The sequence below is a fragment of the Patescibacteria group bacterium genome, from assembly GCA_027858235.1.
Taxonomy (GTDB): Bacteria; Patescibacteriota; Patescibacteriia; order Patescibacteriales; family BM507; genus BM507.
Window position 1 is genome coordinate 1 of record JAQIDC010000009.1, and the last position, 14,034, is coordinate 14,034.

Annotated in this window: 9 protein-coding genes; all 9 read right to left on the reverse strand. The window is 33.7% G+C overall.

What is annotated here, in order from left to right; translation table 11 throughout:
- Window positions 1–100 precede the first annotated feature (100 nt).
- The 9 genes from PF572_00480 to PF572_00520 all read right to left on the reverse strand — a co-directional run bounded on the left by PF572_00480 (window position 101) and on the right by PF572_00520 (window position 13,938).
- A complete protein-coding gene (locus tag PF572_00480) occupies window positions 101–562 on the reverse strand; it encodes a hypothetical protein (GenBank protein MDA3839540.1) in 462 nt (153 codons plus the stop codon).
- 318 nt (window positions 563–880) lie between these two features.
- Window positions 881–2,680 (reverse strand): hypothetical protein, encoded by a 1,800-nt coding sequence (locus PF572_00485; GenBank protein ID MDA3839541.1) that lies wholly within the window; start codon window positions 2,678–2,680, stop codon window positions 881–883.
- Window positions 2,681–2,810: 130 nt separating this feature from the next.
- Window positions 2,811–4,124, reverse strand: coding sequence for an amino acid permease (locus tag PF572_00490; protein MDA3839542.1), 1,314 nt, complete (start codon window positions 4,122–4,124; stop codon window positions 2,811–2,813).
- Window positions 4,125–4,276: 152 nt separating this feature from the next.
- Window positions 4,277–4,858: a hypothetical protein gene (locus PF572_00495; protein MDA3839543.1), complete on the reverse strand. Its 582-nt coding sequence runs from the start codon at window positions 4,856–4,858 to the stop codon at window positions 4,277–4,279.
- A 116-nt stretch (window positions 4,859–4,974) separates the two neighbouring features.
- Complete coding sequence (locus PF572_00500) at window positions 4,975–8,016, reverse strand: GspE/PulE family protein (protein ID MDA3839544.1); 3,042 nt, start codon at window positions 8,014–8,016, stop codon at window positions 4,975–4,977.
- A gap of 65 nt (window positions 8,017–8,081) precedes the next feature.
- Window positions 8,082–9,074 carry a hypothetical protein gene (locus PF572_00505; protein ID MDA3839545.1) on the reverse strand — a complete coding sequence of 331 codons (993 nt, stop codon included), beginning with the start codon at window positions 9,072–9,074 and terminating at the stop codon, window positions 8,082–8,084.
- Window positions 9,075–9,374: 300 nt separating this feature from the next.
- A complete protein-coding gene (ftsH, locus tag PF572_00510) occupies window positions 9,375–11,204 on the reverse strand; it encodes an ATP-dependent zinc metalloprotease FtsH (GenBank protein MDA3839546.1) in 1,830 nt (609 codons plus the stop codon).
- 139 nt (window positions 11,205–11,343) lie between these two features.
- Entirely contained in the window at window positions 11,344–12,726 is a 1,383-nt protein-coding gene (locus PF572_00515; protein ID MDA3839547.1) for a S1 RNA-binding domain-containing protein, read from the reverse strand.
- Between the two features lie 249 nt (window positions 12,727–12,975).
- Complete coding sequence (locus tag PF572_00520; protein ID MDA3839548.1) at window positions 12,976–13,938, reverse strand: hypothetical protein; 963 nt, start codon at window positions 13,936–13,938, stop codon at window positions 12,976–12,978.
- Window positions 13,939–14,034: the final 96 nt, after the last annotated feature.

Here is a 14,034-nt window from a genome sequence, read left to right on the forward strand (position 1 = left end):
ACAAAATTGTTTTTTAAAGAGCTCCTACACCGATATTTTGATGTTTCTTTTTCAATAATTCTCTTTTCCTTCAAATACTTAATTAAAAATACTCTAATGTTTAACGAGAGAACTTCTTCAAGCTTAGGTTTGGGTATTTTTTTTTAAAAAATATTTCAAAATTACATAGATCATCAAGTGCTTCAAGTTGATCTTTCTTGTTGTTTGGCCAAAAAATTTGATTCAATTTAATTAATGCCCTATTATTAAAATAATTTTTCACAAGAGTTTCTTTTTCAGCAATTTTCTTTATTTCTCTAAACAATATTAAAAAATCATTATAGTTAAAAAAATCAAAGTCAATTTTTTCACGACACTCGTATAACGCTTCATCTTCATAAACACAGCCGTCTTCCAAAATAATATTAACAATAGTTTTTTTAATTATTAAATTAGCTAAATACTTAATATTGGAAATATTAAAATACTTCGGCGTTAATTTTAGGGTTATAGAAGAACTATCTCTCATTAATCTTAATTCAACTTCTGCACAAATATTATTCGATAAAGTTATCTTCTCCATTAAGGCCTCCTATGTCAAAGATTAATTTAAGTTGATTTAATTTAATTATAGTAATACAAATATTCAATATTATCAAGTGTCTAAATATTAACCAAATCAGTATACTTAAAATATCCAATACTCTCTAGACTTCTTATATCTTGTTTAAATTTAGGGTACTCTATAGGGTACTCTATAGAGTACCCTAAATTTTAAATATATTTAAAATAAAAGAAGTTAGACTTCCAATAGGAAGTCTAACTTCTAAGTCTTTCTATGTTACATGCTTTGTGTTACATGCTACATGTTACGTGTTACGTGTTTTGTGTTGTATACCCCCTACCTAACCTCAATCCAACTCGGGAGTTTTTTGTTTATATCCACTGCATTAGTTGAAGTGCTACAGGAGTATTCATCGCCATCGGTGACCACTAGGTTCATATGTTGGCTATCCCCATCCGTAGGGAATACCGCTGTAGTTGTGGCGTTATTTACGTCTCCAAAATCAGTAGTATCGTCTGATGACCAAACTTTAGTACAAACAGGTATTAAACACTCTCCTGGAGACCCTGGGTTGTCTGCACTTGAATCAGTACTATCATAGTAATATGTTGAACTGGCGGTAAACATTATTTCCTCATCAGCAGAACCATCTTCTATAAACCAGTAGAAATATGGATTAGGATATTGATGTTTTCTGGTTGTAAAATTATAAGTGTCGACCACTGAGCTCAAACCATAATTATCCCAAGTTTCGATTGTAATGTCATATTCAGTCCCATATTCAATTGTTATAGGAAGAAGATGAGGTTGTATTTGGGTATCCGAACTTATAACTTCTCCTGTATCAAAATCATTTGAACCACCCACCTCATCAATTGTAAATCTATAACTATGCTGCAGGAACCCTTCTGGGTCATCGTAATTCCAATCCACTATAGGTTCTAACTCACAATTAGAGACACAAGGTCCTTCTAAATCAAGCGCGCCTGAATCACAAGGGAGTTCTGTGATGGAGGTTAAGAAAACGAACGAAGCAGTCGGCGGCATATTGAGTTGGGCCATCGGTCCATACCTAGTAATAGTAGCCCCAAAAGCAGGACAATCTCCACCTGCATCTGAAAAACCATCATCATCTGTATCACAATTAGTAGACGAAAAACTAAGCCAACCAATCCCAGCATCTACAGAACTTCCATTCCAAGCATAGCCTGAAAATTGATTAGTTGCTACATCATAAGTTATTCCGTAGAGAGGTGCTGTGCTCGAAGACAAACTTATCCATCCATCGTCTCCAAGAGATATTATTTTCGCCCAACCATACAAATCACCAGTACCAGGATTGCCAGAATCTGGAGCATAACAAGCAGAACATCCATCACCTACCTCACAACTATCTAAACAATTAGTATTAAAATCATAACTTGGAGCAGTTGGAGAAGTCGTCGCGAAGTCAATCCAACCAACGTTAGGAGACCAAGCAAACCCAGACATATTGCCAGTTGTAGAACTAACACTTACACCATAGTCAGGGATTGGAGAATTTAACGGAGGACAATTTCCTATACCTTCAGACTGTAAATCTGAATCCGGATCACAATTTAGCGAAGAGAAACTAATCCAACCGATAGTGTCTGCCCAGACATACCCATACAAATCTTCGCTATCGGAAGGTATTTTAGTCACGTAAATCTTTAGGTAAACCTGGATTCCACCCTTTCTTGTCCTGAACTCAAGGGTATTTAAACCATCAACAAGAGGAACGGTTACGGTCCAGTCATCAAAATCAGGCGAAATGTTAGTTTCACTCACCCAGTTGTCGTTTGTCCACCTTGTCCAATTAACACTTCCAGTAGTGTCAAAAACGTTCCCGCTGATCTCTATTGACGACGAAGAGGTTAAAATGGAGGAAGATGCGGTTAATGATGAAACAGGACTATCGGACATTACATTAACTGGAGAATTAATTGTTATTTTAAGACCTGTAGCATATACATTAGTGTCACCAATAGAACTATAAACAGGATTAAACATAACTATTAAAAACAAAATAGTCAAAACTGATGAAAAGAAAACTAAATGATGACCAGGAAATTTGTCCCCTATTTTTTTAAACATAGAATTTATATTATTAAACATAAATTTATTATAACACAAAATAATAATAAAATCTTTTTCTCTCGAGCGAAATAATATATAGAAGTTATTTTTTGCTAGCGCAGGTTCTATCGGTCACTCAAGCTTCCTCCAGGATGACGGAGAAAATATATTATATTATCACAGAAAAAACGCCTAAACTTAAAACTATAAAAAATATTATTACAAAAACTAGACTTGTTTGCTTTCCTGTCTCTAGAAGCTCTTGATAAATACTTGTATTATTTTTATCTGACCTTATCAATGAATAGAGATAAAAGAAAAAGACGAAGGAACTTAGAGCGATTGTTCTTAAGTCAACGTATTCAAAAACACTAACAAATCCTAAGACGAAAAGCACAAACAAAGCAAAAGATATTCCATGATTTATTTTTATTTCGATTACTGACTTTTGTTGGGGTTTTGCCTTAACTCTTAGAATTAATAAAATATAAATAATACTAACCACTCCTCCAATAACAGCTCCCGAGAGAGAGACTACACTTGTGAGGTTATTTATTCCGAATAAAAATAAAACAAACGGGACGCCCACGGAAAGTTCCCAAGCATGTTTCTTGCTTATCCCTAAATCCCACCAATAAATCTCTTTTGTTGCTTCAACAAACATCACCAATGAAGTAATTACAGAAATGAGTCCAAAAATTAATGAAATTATTAAAACACCGCTTCCGAGTCTACCCTGAAGGCCAGCCAAAGCATCTGCACTAGCACTTGCCCCACTAACACCAACAATTGTTAGAACGAATAGGATCGTTATCAGCATGGGAATAACTGTCCCCCAAAAAATAGCTGAACGAATATTGCTTTTTTTATGCGAGAGAAGAGAACAAACAGTCGGGATAGCGGTCATTCCCCCAATTGCCATAAAAACAGCACCATAAGGAAGTAAAATATTTTTCCAACTTATAACTGTATAATTCGTTATATCCACATGAGGAAGTCCTGCAAAAAATATAATTCCAATAACCACAAAAAGTAAAATTGTCATTGCAAATTCCAACTTAGCAATAAACTTTATTCCTTTGTAAGTGAGAGCAATGGAAAATATATACATTATAAACGAATATACAAATGCGGAACCTCCAAAGGCTGGAGAAAAAATTTCACTTAAAAAGATACCTCCGATTATTATGAATGAAAGAATAGCTAAATTAGCTGATATTAGAACAATAACCAAAGCTGGTTTTTTATATCGAGGACCTAAATATTGGGCAACATAACCTGGCACTCTATGTTTTTTCTTTGTAGAGAGAACTATTTCGGCATACATCAAATGCATATAATACTGAATGAATCCAAGGACTATAATCATGACTAAAAAAACAAGAATACCTGACTTATAAGCAACAAAAGGGATTGAAAACATACCAACACCGATAACGGTCCCAATCATTGTGGCTATTGCATGAAAATAGTTCTTTGACATAAAATATTAAAATTCTAAGCACTAAATTACAAATCCTAAACAAATTCAAAAAGAAAAAATTTAAAATTCAAAACCATTTTACTGTTTGTGTTTTTTGTATTTTGAATTTTAATATTGTTTAGCATTTAGAGCTTAAAATTTAGAATTTATCTTTATCTGCTCTCTATACTCCGAATACTTATTTCGTAATTTATTTGTTCTATCTTTCTAAGATTTCCTTTGGCTTGGTCGTACTTGGTTCGCAGATAACCAGTCATATCAAAATCAGCTAACTGGCTAATAATATCGCTAATCGCTTCTTTTATTCTTGTTACTTCTCCAAACTCTTTATTAGAAGCCTTGTTAACTCCAAATCGAACCATCTCGCCGGTTAAATCACAAATACCGCCAAGATATGAATCATAATTTATTACAATTTTTTCAATTTTATCTACCTTTTTACCTGTGATAAATTTTTGGAACATTGCCGCTTCAATAAATTCTTCAACCGCTGCTTTGTATGAACCTTCTTGCGCCAATCTGGTGTAAGTAAAACCCTTTTGCATTCTAACCAGCTCTTTCTTTATTTCTTCAATAGCTACATCAGCCTGTTTCAAGTCACCTCTGTGCAAAGAAAATATAATTCTTTTTGAATTGTGCAATAGAACATTTGATTGACTAATAATTTTCCTCCTCTCGATATCATTTTTAGCGTATTCTTTTTTTAACTTAAAGAAAAAGTTTTTGTTTAACATATACGTATAATTTTTAATTTCAAGTTTCGAATTTCGAATCAATAATTAATATTTAATGAATAATTTAAAATTAAACATTTGAAATTTAATCGAAATTCAAAATTCAAAATTAGAAATTACCGTGCTACTCTAAATATCTCCTCAATAGTAGTCTCCCCTGCAAGTGCTTTTAATATTCCGTCTTGCATCATCAAGAGAGATCCATCTTCCATGGCTTTTTGTTCTATATCGTATTCTGTTACATTGTGTTCTTGAATCAACTTTTGAACATCGGGTGTCATTTCAAGTACTTCGTATATTCCTATTCTTCCCTTATACCCGATATTACTACATTTTTCACAGCCTTTGCCTTTATAAAAAGTTAATTTTTCTGGAATTATCACTCCTGATTTAGGATTTATTTTAGCTAGCTCTTCCTTAACTTCTTTTAGTTCTTGTTTTGTTGGCTTGTATTCCTCTTTGCAATGTTCACAAATTTTCCTAACCAAACGTTGACCGATAGAACACTCAATAGCACCAGCGAGCATCTGCCTCTCAACTCCTAGCCCTACAAAACGGTTAATTGCACCGGCAGCAGAATTTGAGTGAATTGTAGATAAAACTAAATGACCCGTCATTGAAGCCTCAACTGCTGTAACCGCTGTTTCGTTGTCACGAATTTCTCCAACCATAATAACATTTGGATTTTGACGCATCAAAGAACGCAGAGCGGAAGCAAAAGTATATCCTTCGTCTGAATTGATTTGAGTTTGCATGATACCTTCTAGGTGATATTCGATTGGATCTTCAATGGTAATTATCTTAACGTCTGGATGATTTATCATATTGAGAAGACTATAAAGAGTAGTCGTTTTACCAGAACCAGTTGGACCAGTTGTGATAATAACGCCCTTTGTTTTCTTAACACATCTTCTAATCGCTTCCAGGGATTGTCCACGGAAACCAAGATTCTCCATATCGAGAGATGAGGCCTGACTAGAAAGGATTCTAATAACGACAGTTTCACCATAGCCTCCTGAAATAATAGAAACACGACAATCAATTTTTGATTTATCGCTTTCCAAGAATATTCCAAAACGACCATCGTAAGTTGCTTTTTTTACATTAGTTGAAAATCCAGAAAGTATTTTAACATTTCCAAGAAGAGTCAAATATTGTTCTTTTGTAATTTTGGCAACGTCATGCAAAATACCATCAATCCTATAACGAATTCTAACATCATCTTCGGCTTGGTCTATGTGCACATCAGAGGTGTCTATTTTAATAGCGGCAGACAAAACAATGTTTAAGAGCTCGTTACTTGGAAGCACATGTAATTTAGCTTCCATATCCTGAAGATCAACAGACAATTCTTTGCCTGTTTCTTCTTCTGCTTTGGAAATATTTAAACCTCTTCCAATTGTTTTTGAAATAACAATATCATAAAGTGCATCAACATATTCAAATTTTCCAATTACCCTAAATATTTCTTCTAAGCTAGTTTTTCCTTGTAACACTTTCAAAACTCCATCTTGAAGCATTGTTATCATCCCTTCTTCAATCGCTCCTTCAAGTATTTTAAATGCAGGAGCCCCAGAAACAGTAAGTTCTTTTATATCATTACTCATTGTAAAAATTTCATAAATACCAACTCGACCCTTAAAGCCAAGACTGTTACATTTTGAACATCCTTTTCCGGCCATATAAACATCTGGTATCTCACTTGGTATTTCCACTCCAGATCTTGGAGAAATAATCGCCAAAATCTTTTTTATTTTTTGTTCATCATCTGAGGATAGCTTGTATTTTTTTTTACAAGAATCACATAACTTTCTGACCAGTCTTTGACCAATAATACAGTTGACAGAAGGTACTATTAAAAAAGGCTTTACTCCAAGCTCAACCAATCTAGGAATAACCCCAGCAGCGTCATTGGTATGAAGAGTTGATAAAACTAGATGTCCGGTTAAAGAAGCTTGAATTGCAATCTCAGATGTTTCTAAATCACGCATCTCACCAACCATTACAATGTCAGGATCTTGTCTTAGAATTGAACGGAGTCCTTGAGAAAAAGTATATTTTTTACTTTCATCAACTTGACTCTGATTGATCCCTTCTAGCTTATATTCGACTGGGTCTTCTAGGGTAATAATTTTTGTTTTTGGGCTATTTAATTTATTTAAAATAGCATAAAGGGTTGTCGTTTTACCTGAGCCTGTTGGGCCAGTGGTTAGAATAAGCCCATTTGGTTTTTTTATTTCCCTGTTTAGAACCTTAAAAGCCTCTGGTGTTAAACCTAGCTCCTCAAAAGGTAGACCGACTGAGCTTGATTTGAGCAAACGCATAACAACACTTTCACCGTAAGAAGTTGGAAGGAAAGAAGCACGAATGTCAATCTTATCGTCATTTAAAAATATTGTGAATCTTCCATCCTGTGGTCTTTCGGTTATATTAATTTTTACACGAGCAAGGAGTTTCATTCTGCTAATTATTTTTTTCCACTTGTCTTTTTCAATTGTTGCTGCTTCCTGCAAAACACCGTCAATCCTCAACCTAATTACAATACCATTTTCCTCAGCTTCAATATGAACATCAGAAGCACCTGTCTTGACAGCGGTGGCTAAAATCAAAGTAACTACATCGGAAATATTTACATCATTTACTTTTTTATTGAGAGATTTATAATCTTTTATTTCTTTTTTAAACTTGTCAAAAGCATCTGGACTAATTTCAATCCCGCTAACGTATTTTCGAATTTTAGGAAGTGTTTTATAGAGATTAAGAGCACTTTTCATACTATACTCAGATACAAGATAAATACTAGAGTTGGCGTGAAGCTTGTGCTCAAGCTCCTTTAATAACGTCTCAATACGAACATCCCTTGGGTTTGTACTAGCAAAACGCATATTTGGACCATCATAAAAGAAACAAACCAGATTTAAATCATTGGCTTGTTTTTCATCAATCAAAGAAAGAGCCTCAGGACTGATTGGAAAAGCAAATAAGGAAATATAAGGAAAACCCTGCGCAGATGCTTGAGCTTCAGCACTTCTTTCCATGGCATTAACTTTAATTTGTCTAGATTTCTTCGCAAAAACACCCTCAATGGAATCTTGTTCAGGTTCGTCACCTTGAGATGAACTAATTAAATCTTCAATTGATTGAATGTTATTTGGCATATGCCTCACTATACAAGAGACTCAGCTAAAAAACTGAGTCTCTTAAAAAATATGTAAGTTTTTATTTAATTCTTTTTTCTTTTAAGGGACTCTGTTAATCTTTCTAGCTTAGACTTTCCACCTTGACCAGTTAAAACAACGAAAAGGTCAGTCCAGGAAACAATTTGGAAAGCGGTAATTATTGACCTTGAAAGAGCTGCAATTAAAACGAAAAGTATTAAAGCCAGTAACATCAAGAGCCAGAACCCAAAGAGTGAACCCCAACCGGCCAAAAGTATTGCCATAAAGATAAACGGTACTATTACAATTGTTAGGAGTAAAATAATTACAAGATTCACAAAAAAATCGATAAAGAAAAGAAGAAAAGCCATTTCGATGCTAATCAACCAATTTTCTCTAAACAACTTCCACCCTCTCTTAAGTCCTCCTAGAAAGTTTTCTTTTTTTAAAACAATATATGCAATCGAGTATTTAATAATAAAGGAAAATATTATAGATAGAGAAACAAAAAATACAAATATAATAGAAAATACTAAATTGTCTGATATAGATTCTTTTTGAAAAATACCAAGAATAAATGGAAGACTAATAACAAAAAAACCTAAATAAAATACAGCCTTCAAAAAAATATTAAGTGAAAAAACTGACCAAAATTTTTCAATTCCTGCATTTAATCCAATTTTAAAATTATTTTGTTTCTCTGTTAACTCAAGTGCGGCGTTGTTCACTAATGCTCCCTGGGAAATGGTTGATAACCAAGTAACAAAAAAGAATAGGACTATAAAACTAAAATATATTAAAACAATTATAGCTACATTTACAGGGTCATCAGCCATCATCACCCCAATATTCCCAAATGTATCTAAACTAAAAAGAGTAGACAGTCTACTTAAAATAGGGAAAGGATTGCTTGCAACCTCTCCGCTTATAACATTAGCAAACAGTCCATACAAACTACTGCTAGTGAAAAAAGTAGCAAAAAGGCCAAAAAACCAAAAGTATTTATTTGACCAAGAGCTTTTAACAGCTCTTTTTACGATGTCTCTATATAATGTCATATTCTCCTTGATTAATTATTATTGTTAAGAATATTATAACATATTTCGCAATGACTTAACAAGAGAAATAAAAATATATTTTAAATCATAAATTCTAAGCACCAAACTCTAAACAAATCCCAAATTATAATTTTCAAAATTCAAAATAGTTTTGGATTTATAGTTTTGAATATTTGTATTTGTTTAGATTTTAGAATTTAGGGTTTAGATTTTATTTTTAGTATTATAAAAAAATACAGACTTAAATTTATCTTTATGCCTGTATTTAATATTTGAGATATTTAAAAATTTTAAATATTTCTAAGCTTTTTCTTCAATGTTTTTTATTATCTCTTCAAACTTCTCCTTCTCAATGGTTTCATTTTTTAGGAGCTCATCAACTATAGCCTTGATAACATTTTTTTTGTCTTTGATAACACCAAGGGCGGTATGACTAGCCTGGTCAATGAAATGTGTAATTTCTTTATCAATTTGTTCTGCTGTTTTTTCACTATAATCTCTTTGCTCGTGTATTTCACGGCCCAAGAAAATCATTTCTTCTTTTTCCCCAAAGGTTCTAAAGCCAAGTGAATCAGACATACCATAATCAGTGATTAATCTTCGAGCGAGACTAGTTGCTCTTCTGAGGTCTGAAGTAGCACCTGTAGTTGGATCTCCAAAAATTTCTTTTTCAGTTATAATACCACCTAGCAAAACCGCAATCTCTTCTAAATATTCTTCTTTTGTGTGCATATGCTTATCTTCCGTTGGGAGTTTTATGGTATAGCCTCCTGCTCGTCCACGTGAAACAACTGAAACTTTATGAACAGGGTCGGTGTTTGGTAAAAAGTGAGCAACAACAGCATGCCCTGCCTCATGATAAGCAGTAATCTCTTTTTCTTTTGGAGAAATAATTCTACTTTTTCTTTCAGGACCAAGCATTACTTTTTCTATTGCATCGAAAAGCTCATCCATAGTTATTGTTTTTTGATTTTTACGAGCAGACAAAATTGCTGCTTCATTTAAAATATTTGCTAAATCAGCCCCACTAAACCCTGGGGTTCTTTCGGCTATTCTTCTTAAGCTTGTATCTTTGGCTAATGGTTTTTTCCTAGCATGTACTTTCAAAATTGCTTCCCTGTCTTTAATGTCTGGAACATCAATCATAACTTGTCTATCAAATCTTCCTGGTCTAAGTAAAGCTGGGTCCAAAACATCAGGTCTGTTTGTAGCAGCGATAACTATAACATTTGTACTTTGATCAAATCCATCCATCTCAACTAAAATTTGGTTTAGGGTTTGTTCTCGTTCATCATGAGAGCCACCCATTCCTGATCCTCTTTTTCTACCAACTGCATCAATTTCATCAATAAATATTATACAAGGTGAATTTTTCTTTGCTTTTTTAAATAAATCACGAACTCTCGATGCTCCAACGCCTACAAACATTTCTACAAATTCAGAACCAGAAATGTGGAAAAATGGCACATCAGCTTCTCCGGCAACAGCTCTCGCCATTAAGGTTTTTCCTGTTCCAGGACTCCCGAGGAGAAGAACCCCTCTTGGAATTCGTGCTCCAAGATCAAGAAACTTTTTAGGATTTTTCAAAAACTCTACAACCTCACCAAGTTCTTCTTTTGCTTCAGTGGCTCCAGCAACCTCCTTAAACGAAACTTTTATCTTTTGATCCTTATTGAATTCTTTAGCTTGAGATTGACCAAACATCATTGCCTTTGAATTGGCCCCCTGAGCAGAACGCATCATAAAAAATATGAAAGCACCAATTATTAAAAATGGAATAAGAACGGTAAAGAATACTGATTTAAGCATATTCTTTCCTTCTTCGTCGACAATCTGAATATTTGCTTTTGAAATCTTATCCTTTTCAACGCCAAGGTTATTCAACATTTCAAAAACAGAGACTCCGGACTCTTTTGTAACCACCTCACTACTGCCATCCTTTAGCTTTATTTCAATTTGGTTACCACGAATCATGACTTCTTCCACTTGTTCATCTTCAATTTGGTTTACAAATCTTTCGACACCAACAACGCTCGGTTTCTCTCCAATTTCACCTGTGTAGCTAATTACCATCGCAATTACCAAAAATACTGTAAACAGAATTATGAAGTTTTTTATCAAGTTTTTCATATATATTTCTCTTTTATTAAAAATAAATTTTTATTTATCATTAGTATAGTATATCCATTTCTCCTGTTTTTGACAACCTTGGGAGATATAAAAAATACGCACAGTCAGCGCGTACTTTTTATATGATATTTGGAAGAAACTATTTTTTAGATTCTTCTTTTTTCTTCTCTTTTTTTACAACTTTTTCTTTCTTCTCTTTCTTCTCATTCTTTTCTACTTTAGCTTCTTCTTTTTTAGCCTTTTTAGGTTTTTCTTCCTTTTCTTCCTTAACTTCACTTACCTTTTTCTTTACATCTTCAGTTTTCTTTACTTTCTTTTCCTTTTTATCCTGTGCTGCCTGCCCGTCCTCTGGCGTGGAGCTTGCCGAAGTATCTTTTTCCTTCTTTTCCTGTGCTGAGCTTGCTGAAGTATCTTCCTTAACCTTTTTTCCAGAACCAATTGCTAATCCCATCCTATGATTTTTTGCCTCTATTGAAACAATCTCAAATTCTCTTTCCTCATCCATCTTGAAAACTTCAGAAACTTTTTGTCCAGAAGCTAGTCCAAGTTGAGTAACATGCGCTAATCCATGAATTGCATCATCGAGTTTTACAAACAAACCAAATGGGTTTACTTTCAAAACGGTTCCTTTTATAATTTGACCGATTTTATACTTTTTAGCTACTTCATGCCAAGGATCTGTTAGAAGTTTTTTGGCACTTAAGAATATCTTTGAGCCATCAACATTAATAACTTCAGCCTTTATTTTATCATTAACTTTAAACAGGTCTGATGGATCATCAATTCTCTGCCAAGCTAATTCTGAAATATGAATAAGCCCCTCAAGACTTTCACCAAAGCTGATAAATACACCGAAGTCTGTAACTGCGGTAATCTCACCTTCAACCAAGGTTCCAACTTTATATTTTTCAATAACATCTTTTTGCTGTTCATTCCAAGCTTCTTTTTCAGAAAAAATAGTTTTTTCTTCCTTTTCATCAAGAGTAATAATTTTTACTTCAAACTCTTTCCCAGCAAATGATTTCAACTTATCTAGAATCTTTCCTTTGTCCCCACCATTGATTCTTGGATAATTTTCTGGAGCCAACTGTGAAACCGGAAGGAATCCAGGAATCTGTCTGTACTGAGCTAGAAGACCACCCTTGTTAGCATCAATAATTTTAATTTTAATAATACTTTTGTCAACGTAAGCTTGTCTTAAACCAGCCCAAGCTTTTTCTTGACCAGCGAATCTGAAAGACATTTCTAGTTGACCAAACTCATTTTCATCATCGATAACTGTAGCCTCAACCGTATCCCCAGCTTTTAAGTTTGCATAATCATCATCTTCCTCATAAAGTTCAGGGCCACGTACAACACCTGTTAAAACTCCGTTGATATCCAACTTCACTTCTGATTTTGAGGCTGATAAAACTTCGCCTTTAATGCTGTCTCCAACTTGTGGAATTTTGATTAAATGCTCCTCTAATAGTTTTTTGAAATTTACCGATTCTTCGGTATTTTGATTTTTTTCGTCTGCCATTTTAATATGCTTTTTTCCAATAAAAAAAGACTTTATTTAACCTTTTCTAGTTTGATTCTAGAAAAAGCAATCTGGTCACCTCAGCTAATATTAGCTTAAAATCCAGAAGATTATTAATAAGTGTTAATAGTTCTTTATAAACCCTGGTGGGTTTTGTATAATTGGGAACTCATATTCCTAATTATATAATAATAGAGCCAGTACTAACTAGCCCTATTATTATACATTGTTTTGTTTATTTTGCAATACTTAGTTACAACTTGCTTCAGTCGCAGCTCCAGTCGCTCCAAATCCGAACCCTGCAGAAGGAGAAGCTGAGGATAATTCAGTTGAACATTCCTCTGGTTCTACTTCAAAACCAGCACAAACTGCAGCAAGCAAGCTAGCTGAATCTCTACCAGCCGAAGCAGTTGTCCCATTAATAACTAATGTTGGTGAACCTTTCACCCCGTAAGCTAAATTTTCATCTTTGTGGATATTAAACTGAGGGTAAGAACCACCTGACCAAGTAGTCTTATCAGCAAAAAGTTCTTTTACCTTAAATTCCTTATCAGTAGCAGTAACACAAGTATTAAGAGTTCTTGTATTAATATTATTTTCACCTAAACATCTTTCGTAGTTATCATCTTCAAGAAAACACTCTAAATATGACAAATATTTATCCGATTGTTCCTCCATAATACAATATTGTCTCAACTCTTCATCAAGTTCTTTTTCACCATGCATAGCATAGCTAACAAATTTGATTTGAATATCCGCTTTATCTCCCAATGTTTTTATAACAGGAATCAAGCCTTTTTCAATTTGAGTTCCGTATGGGCAATGACTCATTACAAAAGCTTCGACAACTGGCTTTTCCGTCTTTGGAACATCAACAGACTGTGCTGCAGCTTGTTCTCCATTAGTTTTATCTGCTGTTGCCGCCTCTGTTTCTTCAATATCCATAACTTGAGGGAAAAACTTTTTACCGTCCATGGATAAATATGAATCTATTTCCTGTCCATCAGGAAGATTTACTACTACTTTATATAAACCAGCTTCTTCTACTACTTCTTTAATTGATATTTCGGTTCCTGGTTGAACTAAATTGTTTGCTATAAAATCATTTGCTTTTACTTTTGCTTCCTCGAGTGTAAGTGTTTTTTCTTTTTGGGTGGCGCAAGCGCTTAACACCAATATGGACATAAGTCCTAAAAATATAATTTTCTTCATAGAAATTTTTTATATTTAGTTAATTATTATAATTAGTTGAAAGATAAAAGTTGAAAGTTGAAAGATTAGATACTTATTTTTTTTCTTTTTTTGTAC

Coding starts and splice junctions, on each gene's coding strand:
- PF572_00485 (MDA3839541.1), bottom strand. CDS start 2,680: ATGTTTAATAATATAAATTCTATGTTTAAAAAAATAGGGGACAAATTT.
- PF572_00480 (MDA3839540.1), bottom strand. CDS start 562: ATGGAGAAGATAACTTTATCGAATAATATTTGTGCAGAAGTTGAATTA.
- PF572_00490 (MDA3839542.1), bottom strand. CDS start 4,124: ATGTCAAAGAACTATTTTCATGCAATAGCCACAATGATTGGGACCGTT.
- PF572_00505 (MDA3839545.1), bottom strand. CDS start 9,074: ATGACATTATATAGAGACATCGTAAAAAGAGCTGTTAAAAGCTCTTGG.
- PF572_00495 (MDA3839543.1), bottom strand. CDS start 4,858: ATGTTAAACAAAAACTTTTTCTTTAAGTTAAAAAAAGAATACGCTAAA.
- PF572_00520 (MDA3839548.1), bottom strand. CDS start 13,938: ATGAAGAAAATTATATTTTTAGGACTTATGTCCATATTGGTGTTAAGC.
- PF572_00515 (MDA3839547.1), bottom strand. CDS start 12,726: ATGGCAGACGAAAAAAATCAAAATACCGAAGAATCGGTAAATTTCAAA.
- PF572_00500 (MDA3839544.1), bottom strand. CDS start 8,016: ATGCCAAATAACATTCAATCAATTGAAGATTTAATTAGTTCATCTCAA.
- ftsH (MDA3839546.1), bottom strand. CDS start 11,204: ATGAAAAACTTGATAAAAAACTTCATAATTCTGTTTACAGTATTTTTG.